The organism is Gammaproteobacteria bacterium, assembly GCA_013003425.1.
Taxonomy (GTDB): Bacteria; Pseudomonadota; Gammaproteobacteria; order Steroidobacterales; family JABDKV01; genus JABDJB01.
The window spans coordinates 1-15,971 of the sequence record JABDJB010000038.1 but is presented as its reverse complement, the minus strand read 5'-3'; the positions used below and the strand labels follow the sequence as shown (position 1 = coordinate 15,971).

The following is a 15,971-nucleotide window of genomic DNA, read 5'->3' as shown; positions in this document are numbered from 1 at the left end:
GAACAGCTCCGGCAGGACCAGGTAGCCTTCATCATGAAATTGTTCGATCTGTTCGTCGGTCAGCATCTTCGCCCCCGTTTATTCCGCCCCAGACGTGCGCTTCCCCCAAACTAGCGCTCCCGGCGATGTCTCGCCAAGCTTTCGGCGGGCACAACGGGAAAGGCGACAAAGCCTCCGATTTTTCGCAAATGGGTTACGAGCAGGTTAACGGACCCTTTGTCAATTAACGTTAGCCTGGAACCCGCCATCTTTCCCGTAGCCCTCTGGGTCGCCCATGCGCTCGCGCCGTAATCAAAAAAATAGGGGCTCCGCACTCATTAACGAGTATGGAGATCGGCTTGGGACGATCGTCCGCAGGCGCCACACCGAGGCTGCCTTGCTGGCGGCCAAGCAGAATGCCGAATGGGCCGCGGACACCGCCCGGCAGGCCCTGGTCGGCGCCGAGCAGGCGAACAAGGCGAAAAGCGAATTCCTGGCCAAGATGAGCCATGAACTGCGCACGCCGCTCAATGCGATCATCGGCTTTACGTCCCTGCTGCTGGAACGCAGTCGCGATGAAGAAGACAGGTCATTTCTCGAACGGGTGCGGGAGAACGGCAAGCACCTGCTCCAGCTGATTAACGGCCTGCTCGACCTGTCGAAGATTGAGTCCGGGCGCAATGAGCTGCACCTGGCACCGGTCGATCTGAATGAGCTGATCCGCGAGACTGTGCAGCAACTGGAATCCCAGGCAGTGGGCAAAGCCCTGGAGCTGCGAACCGAGTTACCAACACAGCCGGTGCAGCTGCAGACCGACCGGATGCGAATGAAGCAAATCCTGATTAACCTGATTGGGAACTCGGTAAAGTTTACCAACAAAGGACGGGTTACGGCGCGACTGGCGGCCGACCCGGCGGATCACGCGCCGGTACGCATCGATATAGTCGATACCGGCGTCGGCATCCCCAGTGACCGGCTGGAAACAATCTTTCAGCCTTTTTACCAGGAACAGTCACTGGGCAATGTCGACAGTGGCACCGGCCTGGGGCTGGCCATCTCGCGGGCGCTTTGTGACCAGATGGGTTACCAGCTGCAGGTCGCCAGCGAAGCGGGCCGCGGTGCGCAGTTTTCAATAATCTTCAGCAAGCCGGGCACCGCAACCACCTGAACCAGTATCAGTCGGCTGCGCGCAGGCTCTCGTCCAGACCACGACGCAGCACCTCGATCGCTTCATCACTGCGCCCGTTCTCCTTCAGCAGATCGCCCAGCATCAGGTAGGTTGCAGCGCGAATGGTGGTGTTGTCTGTTTCCTCCAGTACCCGCCGCATCACGACGGCAGTACGCGGTTTTTCACCGCGTTCCTCGTATGCTTCCTGGATCTTGTGTAGCTGAAAGATCGCCGACTTTTCCGGATCGCTGGCGACCTCGTGCATCGACTCGATGATGCCAAAAAACTGCTGCATCAGACTGAGGAACATATCCATTTGCGCCAGCTCATGCCGCTCGACATCGCGCTGCTCGCGATCCTGGGCCTGCACGGGAAGCGCGGCCGTGACAAGCAGCGCTGTACTGACGGCAATTGCTGCCAGCGATTTGGTGATTTGATTCATGCGATTTCTCCTGAAGTTAATGATCATGCGTCGGTCCTGGCGGGTTTCTCCGTCGCAGGCGGGCTGACCGCAGGACGCGGGGTTGGTGGAATGACAGGTAAACGCGCCCTGCCCAGTCCCGGTGAGCGAATAGTGAAATTGAGCCTGGGTGTTGGTGGCACCGCCGGCAGGCTCAATACCGACAATGTCGTAACAGGTTCACGCAGCGGGCCCGTACCTGGTGTGAGAAGCACCAGTGCAGCCACCCCGGCGGCGGCGAGCCCCAGCCACAACGCATTGCTGCGTCGTCCGCGCTTCTCCGGCAAACCTGCAGAGATACGCCGCGCCAGCTCAGCCGGCGCACGGATGCCCCGATAGTCAGCGGCGAGGCGTTGCAAATCCTGTTCGAAACGATCAACCAACGTCACTGTCCCGGGCGGCTGCCCTCAAGTTGTTCAACGCCTTGTGCAACGTCGCCTTGACTGTGCCCGGACGACAGCCCATGACCCGCGCTGTCTCGATTACAGACAGTTCCTCGAAAACCCGCAGCAGCACCGCATCACGCTGTCGCTCCGGCAATGCCGCCACGAGGCGGCGCACTGCAGCGATTGTTTGTTGCTGCTGTTGCTCGCGTTCGGCACCAGGCTGGTATGCAACCTCGCCTGGCGCGGTTTCACCCTTGCGGCGCCGGCGGCGGTTCATTTCATTGCAGACATTGCGGGTCATGCGAAACAACCAGGTTGCCGGGGCAGCTGAAAACCGGAAACGGTGCAGCCCGGTCCAGGCGCGCAGGAATACTTCCTGGACGACATCCTCCGCGCCCGCAGAATCATCCAGCCAGACGTATGCCAGGCGCAGCGTGCGGTCCTGGTGGCGCTGCACCAGCGCGGTAAACGCATTGGTGTCGCCCCGCTGGAAGCGTCGGACCAGTTGCTTGTCGGATGGATCATGCGGCAAAACCTGTGCTCCTCCATCCGTTAGTGGCCTGACGCGCCCGGCGGTTTACCCGCATTATGTTAAACCATTGGCGCATGCTGACGATCGGCCACAACGAACAGGCGGTTCCCCCTCGAGACATCATCGCAGGAAATGTTCGCGGCTGAAGCCGCTCCTGCAGGGCATCGTCGCGGGAAATGTTCGCGGCTGAAGCTGCTCCTGCAGGACATCATTGCAAGGAGTCGCGGCTAAAGCCGCTCCCACAGGGAATCTAAACGCTGAACACGCGCGGTACTGCTGACGGGACTTCATCGCAGGACCATTCGCGGCTGGTCGCTCTCGCAGATCCCTGTGCTCCGCGACACAAGGGCGTCCTGTGCCCAAGAAGCCGCTCCTGCGGGACATCATCGCAAGGAGTCGCGGCTAAAGCCGCTCCCACGGGAATCTAAACGCTGAACACGCGTGGAGGTGCTGGTGGCACGTTTCCCGACCAGTAGCAGATGAGCTGCATCACTTACCGGCGATGTCGGCTCCATCTGCATTTCTAGGAATTAATCGCGTGGATGGCGCGCTTGTCGACGGCAAGGGCTGCTTCGTGCACAGCCTCGGACAACGACGGATGGGCATGGATCGTGCGCTGGATGTCCTCGGCGCTGGCGGAGAACTCCATAGCCAGCACCGCTTCGGCAATCAGCTCACCGGCCATGGGACCGAGGATATGCACGCCGAGAATCTCGTCGTCGTCCACTGCTGCCAGCACCTTGGCCAGACCAACTGCCTGCTCCAGCGCCTTGGCCCGTCCGTTAGCAGCAAAATTGAAGGTACCGGACTTGTAGCGAATCCCGGCTTTCTTAAGCTCCTGCTCGGTTTTTCCAACCCAGGCGATTTCCGGCGCAGTGTAGATAACAGATGGAATGACGTCGTAATTAACCTCGGCTACTTCACCGGCAATCAGGTCAGCAACCGCAACTCCTTCTTCGGAGCCTTTGTGAGCCAGCATTGGACCACGCACGCAGTCACCGACGGCCCACACACCGGGAACCGAGGTTTTGCATTCATCGTCGACAACAATAAAACCGCGTTCATCGAGCTGCACACCGGTACCGTCCGCAAGCAGGTTTTCCGTGTAGGGTCGTCGGCCTACCGAGACGATTACCTTGTCTACTTCGAGCTCGTTGCTGCCTGACTTGTCGTCGTAACGCAGCTTGACGCCGTTGCCGCTAACGTCCGCACCGGAAACCATGGCGCCAAGCTTGATATCCATGCCCTGCTTCTTGAACTGACGCTGTGCATCGCACGCAATCTGCTTGTCGGCCATAAACAGGAAATCGTCCATCGCCTCGAGCACCGTGACCTCGGCGCCGAGCCGGTTCCACACGCTGCCCAGTTCCAGGCCGATGACGCCGCCGCCAATGACGCCGAGCCGGCCGGGAACGGCGTCGAATTCAAGCGCACCCCAGGAGTCGACGACACGCTCGCCGTCGAACGGCACACTCTTCAACTCAATCGGGCTGGAGCCGGCAGCCAGGATGACGTGTTCGGCAGTCAGTGTTTCCGGCTTGCCGTCATGCGGTGTGTACTCGACCTTGCCCGGCGCCAGCAGCTTGCCGTGACCGAACAGGCCCTTTACGCCGTTTGCCTTGAACAGCGCAACAATTCCACCGGTAAACTGCTTGACGATACCGGCGCGGCGCTTTTGCATGGTCGCCAGGTCGAGACCGACCGTCGGTACCTCGATACCGTGAGCCGCAAACTCGTGGCGCGCGCGTTCGTAAAGCTCCGATGACTCCAGCAGCGCCTTCGACGGAATACAGCCAGCGTTCAGGCAGGTACCACCAAAGGCCGCACTGCCGTCATAGTTTTTCCATGCGTCAATGCAGATAACACTCTTGCCGTGCTGCGCCGCGCGAATTGCCGCCACATAGCCGGCCGGACCCGCACCGATGACGATAACGTCACTGGAAGTACTCATTGTGTTGTTCCCCCGCGGCGCGCCGTGGCGCACCTGGAATTGAAATTAAACCTGAAGCAGCAGCCGCGCCGGGTCCTCCAGCGCCTCCTTGATGGTGACCAGCGTCAGCACGGCCTCGCGACCGTCGATGATGCGATGGTCATAGGTGAGCGCGATATACATCATCGGCCGCACCTGTACTTCGCCATTGACCACCATCGGCCGGTCCTGGATCTTGTGCATCCCCAGAATCGCACTCTGTGGCGGATTAATGATTGGCGTCGACATCAGCGAGCCAAACACACCCCCGTTGGTTACCGTAAAGGTACCCCCGGTCAGTTCTTCGAGGCTGATCGATCCCTTGCGGGCCCGGCTGGCGTAGTCGTTTATTGCCATTTCTATTTCGGCAAAACTCATCTGGTCAGCATCGCGCAGCACCGGCACTACCAGTCCGCGCTCGGTGGAAACCGCAATGCCGACATCGAAATAATCGTGATAAAGAATCTCGTTGCCATCAACCGAGGCGTTGACCGCCGGAAACTTGCGCAAGGCCTCGATTGACGCCTTGACGAAAAACGACATAAAGCCCAGTTTAACGCCGTGTTTTTCCTGGAAGCTGTCGCGATATTTCTTGCGCAGCTCCTTGACCGCGCCCAGATCAACTTCGTTAAATGACGTCAGCATGGCGGCGGTCTGCTGTGCCTCGACAAGGCGTTCGGCAATCTTTGCACGCAACCGGGTCATTGGTACGCGGCGTTCAGTACGCTCGCCGGCCGGCGGTGCCGGCGGTTTTGCGGCTGCCGGTTGCGGTGCTTTTGTGCCGCCCTCGATAAAACTCAACACATCGGACTTGGTGATACGGCCGTCGCGGCCGCTGCCGCTTATCGCGGCCGGATCGAGATTGTGCTCTTCAACCAGCCGGCGCACTGAAGGTGACAGCTTGTGACCGTCAGCGGCCGACTCGCCTGCCTCGTCCGCCGCGCTGCCCTGCCCCGACCCGGCTTCTTTGGCTGCCGGGGCTGCGCCCTCCTCCAGCGTTGCCAGTAATTCGCCGCTGGTGACGGTAGCGCCGTCCTGCTGGTGAATTTCTTTCAACACACCATTGGATGGTGCCGGCACTTCCAGAACGACTTTGTCCGTCTCCAGGTCGACCAGGTTCTCATCGCGGGCCACGGCGTCGCCCGGCTTTTTGTGCCACGACAGCAACGTTGCGTCGGTTACCGACTCGGGCAGTTGTGGAACCTTTACTTCAATACTCATGACGCGTTACTCACTTTCCCGTCATTGGTGAACGACACGCCCGGCAGCCTGCCGGACATCGAGTGCAGCAGCGACCAGCGCCTGCTGCTGCGCTTCGTGCAGCTTGTAATAACCAGCCGCCGGCGCGGCTGCACCCTCGCGGCCTGCATAAGACAATTCAATATCGCCCAGCGGCTCAACCAGGTGGTGCCGTATCTGATACCAGGCACCCTGGTTTTGCGGCTCCTCCTGACACCAGACCACCTCGCGCAGCTTGCTGTAGCGCGCCAGCTGCGCGACATATTCTTCAGCCGGGAAGGGATAAAGCTGCTCGATACGTACGATAGCAACATTTTCGTGCTCCGCTTCGCGGCGCGCCTGCAGCAAGTCGAAATAAACCTTGCCGGCGCAGAACACAACGCGCGTGACCGCATCCGTCGCGATGTCGTCGGTCTCGCCGATGACATTCTGGAATGTACTCGTGGTCAGATCGCCAATCGTCGACACTGAAAGGCGATGGCGCAGCAGGCTTTTTGGCGTCATGACAATAAGCGGGCGCCGAATCGGGCGGATCATTTGGCGCCGGATCATATGAAACATCTGCGCCGGCGTAGATGGCACGCAAACCTGCATGTTGTGCTCGGCGCACAGCTGCAGGAAGCGCTCCAGCCTGGCGGACGAATGCTCCGGGCCCTGCCCTTCGTAACCATGCGGCAGGAACAGCGTCAGCCCGCAAAGCCGCCCCCACTTGGCCTCACCGGAACTGATGAACTGGTCGATGACAACCTGGGCTCCATTAGCAAAGTCGCCGAACTGGCCTTCCCAGATAACCAGGCAGCCCGGCTCGGTTGTCGAATAACCATATTCGAAGCCCATCACTGCTTCTTCCGACAGCAACGAGTCGATGACTTCAAATTCCTGCTGATCCGGCGCCAGGTGTTGCAACGGGATGTAGCTGGAGGCATCACGCTGGTTGTGCAACACGGCGTGGCGATGGAAAAAGGTGCCGCGACCACTGTCCTGGCCGGTCAACCGCACGCGAAATCCGTCGGTGAGCAGGCCGGCATAGGCCATGGTCTCAGCAAATCCCCAGTCCAGAGGAATCTCACCGGTCGCCATGCGGCCACGCTCGTGCATGATGCGCTTGACGCGTGAATGCAGTTCAACATCGTCTGGTACGTTAAGAATGCCCAGCGCCAGCTCACGAAAGCGCTCCGGCGACAACGCAGTTTCGGCCGGAGTGGTCCAGTCGTCGTTAAAATAGGGCCGCCAGTCGACGGTAAATTCATTGCCGATCATGCCGTGGGTTTCGAGAAACTCGACGCGGCCGTCATCCAGCCCTTCACGGTACTGCTCGGCCATAGCATCGATATCCGCCTGTTCAATCAGGCCTGCCTCGGTCAGGCGTTCGGCATAGATGTTGCGCACCGACTGATGCTTGCGGATCGCCGCGTACATATTCGGCTGCGTGGCCGCCGGCTCGTCCGCCTCATTATGACCATGGCGACGATAGCAGACCAGATCAATGATCACATCCTTGGCGAAAGTATTGCGGTAATCGATCGCGACACGTGCGGCAAAAATTACCGCTTCGGGATCGTCGGCATTGACGTGCAGCACCGGCGCTTCAATCATCTTTGCAACATCGCTGGCATACGGTGTCGAACGTGTGTCGCGCGGATCGCTGGTAGTAAAGCCGATCTGGTTGTTGCAGATAATGTGCACGGTTCCGCCGGTATGAAAACCGCGGGTACCGGACATCTGCAGTGTCTCCATCACTACGCCCTGCCCGGCAAATGCCGCATCGCCGTGGATCAGTATCGGCATGATGGTGCGCCGCTCTTTGTCGCCACGGCGATCCTGCCGCGCCCGCACTGACCCCTCCACCACCGGGTTGACGATTTCCAGGTGCGACGGGTTGAATGCCAGCGCAATGTGCACATTGCCGCCGGGCGTTGGCACGTCGGCGGAAAAACCCATGTGGTACTTGACGTCACCAGAGCCGCGCCGGCTGTCGATATCGTAGGTGCCTTCGAATTCCGAAAACAGTTCGGCCGGCGACTTTCCAAATACGTTTACCAGCACGTTCAGCCGGCCGCGATGCGCCATCCCGATTATGACTTCCTTGACGCCGGACTCGCCGCCACGGCCGATGAGATCGTTACACAGCGGGATAAGGCTTTCGCCGCCTTCAAGCGAGAAACGCTTCTGGCCAACATAGCGGGTGTGCAGGTAGCGCTCGATGCCTTCGGCCGCTGTCAGCTCCTGCATCAACAGGCGGCGCTCTTCATCGGTCAACGCATCGGCGATTGCGCCGGTTTCAAAACGCTGTTGCAACCACGTGCGTTCACGTGTGCCGGACAGGTGTGAAAATTCGGCGCCGATCGAACGACTGTAAATATGATGCAACAGGTCAATGATCTGACGCAGTTTTATGCGCGCGGTGCCTGCAAGGCCGTCAGTGTAAAACTCCGACTCCATGTCGTTTTCGCTGAGGCCGTGATACGACGGGTCGAGATCGGCAACACGACCCTGGCTGGCCAGCCCGAGCGGGTCGAGGGTAGCCAGGCGGTGGCCGTGCACGCGAAACGCTGCAATCAAACCAAGTACCGCGGCCTGGCGTTCCAGATCACCGGACGATGCGGCAGCCGCAGCAACTTGTGGTCGCCGTCCTGACCGGAGTTGTTCGGCCAGCTGCGCTTCGACAGGTCCGCGCGGCGTTTCCTGAGCGGCACCATTGCGCAGACTGTCGAAATATTTTCGCCAGCCCGGGTCTACCGAATCAGGATCGGCCAGGTACTGCTCATAGAAACGCTCGACATACGGCGCACTGCCGCCGTAAAGCGGCGTCGAGACATACCGGTCCTTGAGTGATCGAGTCATTAGTTTGTTCGAATGGCCGGCGGTCAGTCCGCGTACGCCGCTACGCCGGTGCCGGTACCGGGTAAAGCGGCTGGCTAGTTTAGCCGATGGTTAACCTGAGTAAAACGCTATGTCCTTGTTTCTGCGTGGCGCCTGGCGGGCCGGCACGCACCCTTTGACGGCATATCATATTGAAACTGAGGAAAAACATCTAACTTATTGACCAATATATACCTTTGGCCGGGCTGAGTGGCATTTGCCGCGGCCCCGACTGCCTGAGCGGCAAACATTGCGAAAAGCCGCGTCCAAACCGCTAAACTAGCCGTTTAAGACGAAATACCCGGGGAGACCAGCCAAGTGAAATGCCCGAAATGCCAGAGCGAGATGGAAATCCTGTCTTTTGCCGGAACCCCCGTGGACCGCTGCACCGGCTGTCGCGGGTTGTGGTTTCAGCCCGACGAGTTCAGGTCATTGCGCAAGGATGACTGGCTGGCAGGCCACCTGGACGACAATACCAAGGCACCTGACAAACTGAACAAGATGCAGGAAGTGTATTGCCCCGAGTGTAACGCGCGTATGAAACACCTGACCGATGAGACTCAGCCGCACATATTGTACGAGCAATGCCCGAAAGGCTGTGGCGTATTCTTTGATGCCGGCGAATTCAAGGATCTGGCTCAGCTGACTTTCTGGGACCGGTTCAAGAGCCGCAAGATAGTCGACAAGTAACCGACACCCGGCCAGGTCTTTCAGCAGGGAAAATTCCTGCAGGGTGGCGCTTGCAACCTGTTGTGCAGTAACTGACGCTCATCTCAACAAGCTGATGTATCGACTGGCTCGACATTGCATTAGCACAGCCCGGCGCGGTCACCACACAATGTTTCTGATGCTCTTCACGTAGGCTATGAACGACATGCTGATTGTCCATCATCTGGAAAACTCACGCTCCCAGCGCATCCTGTGGCTGCTGGAGGAACTTGGCCTTGACTATGAGATGAAACGCTACGGTCGTGACCGGAAAACCGGACTGGCACCACCGGAGCTTGCCGACGTGCATCCACTGGGTAAGGCGCCGGTAATCGTCGATGACGGCGTTACCGTGGCCGAATCCGGCGCGATTATCGAATATCTTGTGCAGCGCTACGATGATGGCAGCCTGCGCCCCGCCGACGGTACGGCACAATGGCGCACTTACAACTACTGGCTGCACTATGCCGAGGGCACGTTCATGCCGCTGATGATTATTTCGCTGATACTGGCGCGAATAGAGAGCGCGCCGATGCCGTTCTTCATAAAGCCTGTCGCCAAAGGCATTGCCGGCAAGGTGCGGGCAGGCTATCTGGACGCCAACGTGAAACGAAACCTGGGTTTCATGGAGGACACCCTCACCCAGTCGACGTGGTTTTGTGGCGATACATTTACTGCCGCCGATATCCAAATGAGTTTTGCGCTGGAGGCTGCCGAAGTAAGAACCAACCTCGCTGCAGACTATCCGCACCTGGCAGCATTCCTCAAAACCGTTCGCGCGCGACCGTCGTACAAAGCCGCGCTTGACCGTGGCGGACACTACGAACTCATGGGCGCCAGCACAGATTCCTAGCCCGCCCTTCGACGATTTAAAGTCCACCGTGTTCGCGGCGCAACGGCCGCCCGGGGACAGCTTGTTGGGGCAAGTAAGGGGCCCTGGCATGTCTCGCCTGCTCAACAAGCTAATGGCGGTGTCCGGTACCCGTTATTCAATCCGCGTCGGCGACACGAGTATGCCGTCGGCATCACAATAGACCCAGTGACCCGGCTCAAAGGTCACGCCCCCAAACTGAACGGGCACATCGACCTCCCCCGCACCCGTCTTTGCGCTCTTGGCCGGGTTGACGCCCAGCGCCTTGATGCCAACTGCAATAGTCGCGAGCTCGACGGAATCACGCACTGCACCGTAGATGACGCAGCCAGACCAGCCGTTATTCAGCGCTTTTGCGCCGAGTATGTCGCCCATAAGGGCCGCTGCAGTGGACCCGCCGCCGTCAACGACAACGACGTCACCTTTGCCCGGCTCATCCAGCAGGCTGCGAAACAGCTGGTTGTCCTCCCTGCAGCGCACGGTGCGAATCCGGCCGGCAAAGGCACGCGTGGTGCCAAAGTCACGAAACTGCACGGAGCAGGTCTGCACCGTTTCCTCGTGGTCGTCATACAGGTCGGTTGTTGGTCGCATATTGTTGTTGGCTCGTGTCAGCCGCGCATGTGTTGGCAATTCCTGGTGCCCCGACCAGGATTCGAACCTGGGACCTTCCGCTTAGGAGGCGGACGCTCTATCCAGCTGAGCTACCGGGGCAATGATCGAAGAACAGCGAAAAATTCTACCGTGATTTACCATGCGGCGCTGGCGCGCCGCTGGATCCCGCCTGTAGGAGCGGCTTCAGCCGCGAATCCGATGTTAATGCTCGCGGCGTAAATCCACTCCCGCGATGCTGCATACCGCAAGCCGCTCCTGCAGGAAGCGTGGTTCCAGGCATTCGCGGCTGAAGCCGTTCCTGCAGGAAGCATGGTTCCAGGTCATTCGCGGCTGAAGCCGTTCCTGCGGGAAGTATGGTCCCAGGCATTCGCGGCTGAAGCCGCTCCTACAGTAGATGCCGCGCTACGCAGCCTGGTCAGGAGCCAGGTGCCGGACCTTGGGCGGGTAGCCGGTTTCGTTCCAGTAAGCACACAACCCCATGGTTTCCATCAGGGCATGAAACCGGGGGTGTCGCCGCAGTTGAGCGGCCTCGCGCAACATGAACCACACATGGGTAAGACTATGGTCCGCGAGCCGCGTGCTGGCGATATTGAATGTCAATTCAGCCTCACCCAACAGCAGGTAATGGAAGAACAACTGTGCGCCATTGATCCGCCCGCTGCGCTGCGCCTGGCTCAGTGCGTCCAGGGCGGGCGCTTTCTGCGAAGCGTCTGCCAATGCAGCCAACACCGGCTCGACCCACCCGGCATCTTTGGATATTCGTTGCTGGCACGCCTGCCATCCAGGCAGTGCCTCCTTATATTTGCCGGCTCGCACGGCAATCATGAACTCGACAATATCCGGGATCATGCCGCCCATGCCATATTCGCGCGCAATACCGGCGTGCTTTGCTGCCAGCCCCTCATCGTCCGCCAGCAGTGCCATGAGTGCCAGAATATTGTTGGCCTGCGGCGACAGCGGGTCGAGCCGATGTGCAGCCCTGATTTGCTGCATGGCATCGTCCTCGCGCGCGAAATCCCCCAGCAGGTTTGCATACCACTGGTATGAAATCGGCAAACCAGGGTCGAGCTGTATCGCCTGCTGCAAACGTTGTTCGGCCTCCGCCCAGTGCCACAGCCGCAGCGCCATGTAGCCCAGCACCGCATGCGGCTCACCCAGGCTTGGATCCAGGCTTATTGCCCGACGCGCATGCGCCTCGGCGACTGCGAAGCCCTCCTCGCGCGGCTCGTCACTGTACTCGTGCATGATCGCCCTGGCGCTCGCCAGTCGTGCATGTGCTTCTGCGTAGTCGGGATCGAGCTGTAAGGCCTGCTCCAATGCGCCGATGGCGCCGGCAATTGCATCGGCACCGCGTCGCGCCCAAAGGTAGTTTGCGCGCAGCACATGCTGGTAGGCATCGATATTCTGCGTCGGCAATGCCGACTGTTCGCGCTCCCCCGGGGCCCCGTCGCTGATGGCGACTTCCAGTGATTGCGCTATTGCCGCTGCAATCTCATCCTGCACGGCAAAAACGTCTCCCACATCACGGTCGTAGGTATCCGACCATAGCTGGTAGCCACTGACGGTCTCGACCAGTTGCGCCGTAATTCGAATCCGCTGTCCGGCCTGGCGCACGCTGCCGGCGAGTACGTGGCGCACACCCAGCAGCCCGCCGATGTGGCGTACGTTATCGGCGCGGTCGCGCAATGCAAAACTCGAGGTGCGCGCAGCGACTTTCAGGTCCGCAACCTTGGCCAGCATGTTCAGCAACTCTTCCGCCATGCCGTCGGCAAAATAATCGTTGTCGGCATTACCCGTCTGGTTGCTGAACGGCAGTATCGCCACAGACCGGTGCGGCATGTCTGCCGGCGACACCAGTTGCTCCGTTGGTGTTGCGCCCGTGCGTACCAGGCCCCGCAAGGTAAGATTAAACATCCACGCAGCAGCCATGAAAAATGGAAACGTGGCGATTACACCGTAAACCAGCAGCCGTATTGCCCAGTCAGGAAAACCAAACACCGGAAACAATGTCGCCGCAGCCTCGATACACACCCAGCCCGCGGCAATATAAAGACCGGCGGATTCAAGAACCCGGCGGCGGCGAAACTCACCAATCAAACGACGAATTACGTTACTGCTGTCCGCCATCGTGTCAGGGTCAGCTAATGGCGGCGGCGACCTGAGCCGTGTCGGCATACTGCTGGAAGCGTACTGCTTTGCCATCGTGCAGCTGCCAGACGTGCGCGAACTGCGCGCGGATGTCCTTGCCGGTGCCCTTGTGAGTGGCGTGGTAACGACCCGTTACAACGACGTAGTCGCCGGCGTCTAGAAACTGCTCCATGTCGAGTGACCAGTATTCCCACTCACTCGCCAGCCGGCTGAATACGCCTTCGACAACTGCCTGCGGGCCGATATAGGGGTTACGGTCAGCGTAGGGAAAGTTTTCTGCTTCGTTCCACTCGACTTTCGGGTCGAGAGTGGCAACAACAGCATCGATGTCACCACGGCCGAAGGCGTCATACATGTCACGGATGACGTTGAGGTTCTCGATCGACATTGGCTCTCTCCACTACAGGCCTGTAGTGAAAGTGTAGCCCTTCGGGCGCGCCATCGGGGGTTGCTGGCAGCAGAAAAATGGTGGAGCCGATGGGAGTCGAACCCACGACCTTCGCGTTGCGAACGCGACGCTCTCCCAACTGAGCTACGGCCCCGCACCGGGAGCGAATTCTAGCAGCAATGGCCGGGCTGGCACACTTAGGGCCGCCGGCCCTGGCCCTGTATCATGGCTGGATGACTATCGTGATTCGCGACGGCACACCGGCCGATACCGCAATAGTGGCCGAATTCAACGCCCGGCTGGCGGCGGAGTCGGAGGGCAAGCAGCTCGACGGCGCCCGGCTGGAAGCCGGCGTAGCCGCCATCCTTGGTGATCCGGACGGACGGGGACGCTACTTCCTGGCCTGTGAGGGCGCTGAGGTCATCGGTCAGCTATCCATCACGCGCGAATGGAGCGACTGGCGCGATGGCTGGTTCTGGTGGTTTCAGAGCGTGTACGTGGCGCAACATGCGCGTCAGCGCGGTGTCTTCACTGCTTTGTACGATCACGTTCACCGGCTGGCGCGCGCGAGCAGCGACGTCTGCGGGCTACGCCTTTACGTTGATGATCACAACGAGGATGCCCAGCGTGTCTATGAGGCACGTGGATTGCAGCGTGCCGGCTATCACATCATGGAGCTGGATTTTCGCCAGCCCGCAAGGAGAAACGACTGATGCTGCGACCAGGATCAAAGGCACCCGATTTCAGCCTGCCCGACCAGCACGGCAACACCGTCACGCTCACCGAGCTGCTCGCAGAGGGCCCGCTGCTGCTGTATTTTTATCCGGCAGACTTCACGCCCGGCTGTACCAAAGAAGCCTGCACTCTGCGTGATATGCAGGATGACCTGGTGGCCAGCGGCCTGCGCGTCGTCGGCATCAGCCCGCAGGACAGTGACAGCCACCAGCGCTTTGCCGACAAGCACAATCTCAACTTCACGCTGCTGGCCGATACCGACAAACAGGCGGTGCGTGCCTACGACGTCGACGGCCCGTTGGGCTTTGGCGTCCGCCGTGCCAGTTTCCTGATCGACCGTGACGGCAGCATCGCCGATGCGCTGCTCGCTGACTTTCGTATCGAGCGGCACGACGAGTTTTTTCGCAGTGCGGCCGGTCGTGCCGCGAGCGGCTAACCCTGCACTGTTACGGTAAGGCGCCGCGTATGCGGATGAGTACGATGCTCCCACAGGTACACGCCTTGCCAGGTGCCCAGGCTGCAGCGACCATCCGTTATCGGAACCGAAAGATGGTTGCCGGTCAGCACCGAGCGCACATGCGCCGGCATGTCATCGGGACCCTCGGCAACGTGCTCGAACATTGCGTCACCATCGGGCGCCAGGCGGGCCATGAAAGTTTCCAGGTCTCGGCGCACGCCGGGGTCGGCGTTTTCACACAACATCAGCGAGGCACTCGTATGATGGACAAAGATATGACACAACCCGGTCTGCACCCCGCTGTCACGCACAGCATCCTGCACCTCAGCGGTAACGTCTATGGTGCCGCGCCCGCCGGTCCTTATTTCAATCTGTTTCTGCTGCATGCTGCCGAGTTTACCTCACCGCGACAATGACACCGGAACGCTTTACAAAACTGAAACGGGTGCTGGCGCAACGGCAGCCTGACCTCACGGTGCTGGCGGAAAATACCCGCAAGACCCGCAATATTGCCGCTCTGGTTCGCACCTGCGACGCCGTTGGTGTTCCCAGGTTACACGTGGTGTCTCACGAAACTGTAAGGCGTCACCGCATGATATCGGCGGGCGCTCAAAAATGGGTGCAGCTGCAACGCCATACCACCATTCGCGACGCGTGTGACGAGCTCCATGCGGCCGGATACCAGCTGCTGGCTGCCCACCAGTCGCGGCATGCCGTGGATTTTCGCGAGGTCGACTACACCAGGCCCAGTGCGGTACTCGTCGGTGGCGAGCTGTGGGGCGTCAGCGCCACGGCAGCGGCAGCTGCCGACCGTCACATTACCGTGCCGATGTGCGGGATGGTCAGCTCACTGAATGTGTCGGTGGCAGCCGCGCTGGTGCTGTACGAGGCAATGCGCCAACGCCAGGCCGCCGGCATGTATGATCAGGAGCGCCTGGCGCAGTCCGAAATCGAGCGGCTGCTGGTGGAATGGTCGCATCCGCGTGTTGCCCGTCGCTGTCGCGAACTCGGCCGACCTTACCCGTCGCTCGATGAGCAGGGCAACCTGGCAGAAAACACACTCGACAATACACCCGGAGATGACTGCTGATGGCGCATGCAAGCTGGAATGGCACCATAATTGCCAAGAGCGACGACGTCGTAAAGCTCGAAGGCAATTTGTACTTCCCTGCCGACAGCCTGGTGCAAGAGCACTTTGAGGCGAGCAAGGAAAAGACGCGCTGCCCGTGGAAGGGCGTTGCCTGTTACTACGATGTGGTAGTTAACGGTGAGCGCAATGCCGCTGCGGCCTGGTATTACCCCAAACCAAAAAAAGCTGCCGCAGAAATCTCCGGACGGGTTGCCTTCTGGCGTGGCGTCAAGGTGGCAGACTAGCTAGTCGCGTTCACGACGTTCCGCCACCACCTCGTATTCGACCTCGATTACCCCGTCACCCTGCCGACGGCGGAACTTCTCCA

General features: G+C 60.0%; 17 protein-coding genes and 2 tRNA genes. 7 read left to right on the top strand and 12 right to left on the bottom strand.

Translation table 11 applies throughout. The annotated features are described in order from the left end of the window. Positions 1-376: 376 nt before the first annotated feature. The gene (locus HKN06_05915; GenBank protein NNF60849.1) at positions 377-1,147 is read left to right on the top strand and encodes a hypothetical protein; all 771 of its coding nucleotides are present in this window, start codon (positions 377-379) and stop codon (positions 1,145-1,147) included. 7 nt (positions 1,148-1,154) lie between these two features. On the opposite strand, the gene HKN06_05910 is transcribed toward HKN06_05915, so the two are convergent. The 6 genes from HKN06_05910 to HKN06_05885 form a co-directional block, all read right to left on the bottom strand. Then, entirely contained in the window at positions 1,155-1,589 is a 435-nt protein-coding gene (locus HKN06_05910; protein ID NNF60848.1) for a hypothetical protein, read from the bottom strand. 23 nt (positions 1,590-1,612) lie between these two features. Further along, the gene (locus HKN06_05905) at positions 1,613-1,990 is read right to left on the bottom strand and encodes a hypothetical protein (GenBank protein NNF60847.1); all 378 of its coding nucleotides are present in this window, start codon (positions 1,988-1,990) and stop codon (positions 1,613-1,615) included. Beyond that, entirely contained in the window at positions 1,983-2,525 is a 543-nt protein-coding gene (locus HKN06_05900) for a sigma-70 family RNA polymerase sigma factor (protein ID NNF60846.1), read from the bottom strand. The genes HKN06_05905 and HKN06_05900 overlap by 8 nt, the downstream gene beginning before the upstream one ends. A gap of 523 nt (positions 2,526-3,048) precedes the next feature. Further along, the gene (gene lpdA / locus HKN06_05895) at positions 3,049-4,476 is read right to left on the bottom strand and encodes a dihydrolipoyl dehydrogenase (GenBank protein ID NNF60845.1); all 1,428 of its coding nucleotides are present in this window, start codon (positions 4,474-4,476) and stop codon (positions 3,049-3,051) included. Between the two features lie 45 nt (positions 4,477-4,521). Then, positions 4,522-5,715, bottom strand: a complete 1,194-nt coding sequence (odhB, locus tag HKN06_05890; GenBank protein ID NNF60844.1) for a 2-oxoglutarate dehydrogenase complex dihydrolipoyllysine-residue succinyltransferase — start codon at positions 5,713-5,715, stop codon at positions 4,522-4,524. Between the two features lie 21 nt (positions 5,716-5,736). After that, positions 5,737-8,577, bottom strand: a complete 2,841-nt coding sequence (locus HKN06_05885) for a 2-oxoglutarate dehydrogenase E1 component (GenBank protein NNF60843.1) — start codon at positions 8,575-8,577, stop codon at positions 5,737-5,739. A 336-nt stretch (positions 8,578-8,913) separates the two neighbouring features. On the opposite strand from HKN06_05885, the gene HKN06_05880 reads away from it, so the two are divergent. Further along, on the top strand, positions 8,914-9,285 hold the full coding sequence (locus tag HKN06_05880) for a zf-TFIIB domain-containing protein (GenBank protein NNF60842.1): 372 nt from the start codon (positions 8,914-8,916) through the stop codon (positions 9,283-9,285). Between the two features lie 184 nt (positions 9,286-9,469). After that, entirely contained in the window at positions 9,470-10,156 is a 687-nt protein-coding gene (locus tag HKN06_05875) for a glutathione S-transferase (GenBank protein NNF60841.1), read from the top strand. A gap of 132 nt (positions 10,157-10,288) precedes the next feature. Here the strand turns inward: HKN06_05875 and rraA are convergent, their stop codons facing one another. From rraA to HKN06_05850, 5 genes are all read right to left on the bottom strand, one after another. Continuing rightward, entirely contained in the window at positions 10,289-10,765 is a 477-nt protein-coding gene (gene rraA, locus HKN06_05870; protein ID NNF60840.1) for a ribonuclease E activity regulator RraA, read from the bottom strand. 43 nt (positions 10,766-10,808) lie between these two features. Continuing rightward, positions 10,809-10,885: transfer RNA gene (locus tag HKN06_05865), tRNA-Arg, on the bottom strand. Positions 10,886-11,188: 303 nt separating this feature from the next. Next, positions 11,189-12,913: a hypothetical protein gene (locus HKN06_05860; protein NNF60839.1), complete on the bottom strand. Its 1,725-nt coding sequence runs from the start codon at positions 12,911-12,913 to the stop codon at positions 11,189-11,191. A 10-nt stretch (positions 12,914-12,923) separates the two neighbouring features. Next, positions 12,924-13,322, bottom strand: a complete 399-nt coding sequence (locus HKN06_05855; protein NNF60838.1) for a SnoaL-like domain-containing protein — start codon at positions 13,320-13,322, stop codon at positions 12,924-12,926. 78 nt (positions 13,323-13,400) lie between these two features. Continuing rightward, positions 13,401-13,476, bottom strand: a tRNA-Ala gene (locus tag HKN06_05850). Positions 13,477-13,555: 79 nt separating this feature from the next. Between HKN06_05850 and HKN06_05845 the strand changes: the two genes are divergently transcribed. Together HKN06_05845 and HKN06_05840 are read left to right on the top strand one after the other, a co-directional pair. After that, positions 13,556-14,035: a GNAT family N-acetyltransferase gene (locus HKN06_05845; protein NNF60837.1), complete on the top strand. Its 480-nt coding sequence runs from the start codon at positions 13,556-13,558 to the stop codon at positions 14,033-14,035. Then, on the top strand, positions 14,035-14,493 hold the full coding sequence (locus HKN06_05840; protein ID NNF60836.1) for a peroxiredoxin: 459 nt from the start codon (positions 14,035-14,037) through the stop codon (positions 14,491-14,493). The genes HKN06_05845 and HKN06_05840 overlap by 1 nt, the downstream gene beginning before the upstream one ends. On the opposite strand, the gene HKN06_05835 is transcribed toward HKN06_05840, so the two are convergent. Continuing rightward, complete coding sequence (locus tag HKN06_05835) at positions 14,490-14,900, bottom strand: YjbQ family protein (GenBank protein NNF60835.1); 411 nt, start codon at positions 14,898-14,900, stop codon at positions 14,490-14,492. The two genes, HKN06_05840 and HKN06_05835, sit on opposite strands and share 4 nt — an antisense overlap. A gap of 26 nt (positions 14,901-14,926) precedes the next feature. Here HKN06_05835 and trmH point away from each other — a divergent pair, with 26 nt between their 5' ends. After that, positions 14,927-15,604: a tRNA (guanosine(18)-2'-O)-methyltransferase TrmH gene (gene trmH / locus HKN06_05830; protein ID NNF60834.1), complete on the top strand. Its 678-nt coding sequence runs from the start codon at positions 14,927-14,929 to the stop codon at positions 15,602-15,604. Further along, positions 15,604-15,888 carry a DUF427 domain-containing protein gene (locus HKN06_05825; GenBank protein NNF60833.1) on the top strand — a complete coding sequence of 95 codons (285 nt, stop codon included), beginning with the start codon at positions 15,604-15,606 and terminating at the stop codon, positions 15,886-15,888. Before trmH ends, HKN06_05825 begins: the two co-directional genes overlap by 1 nt. Positions 15,889-15,971 lie beyond the last annotated feature (83 nt).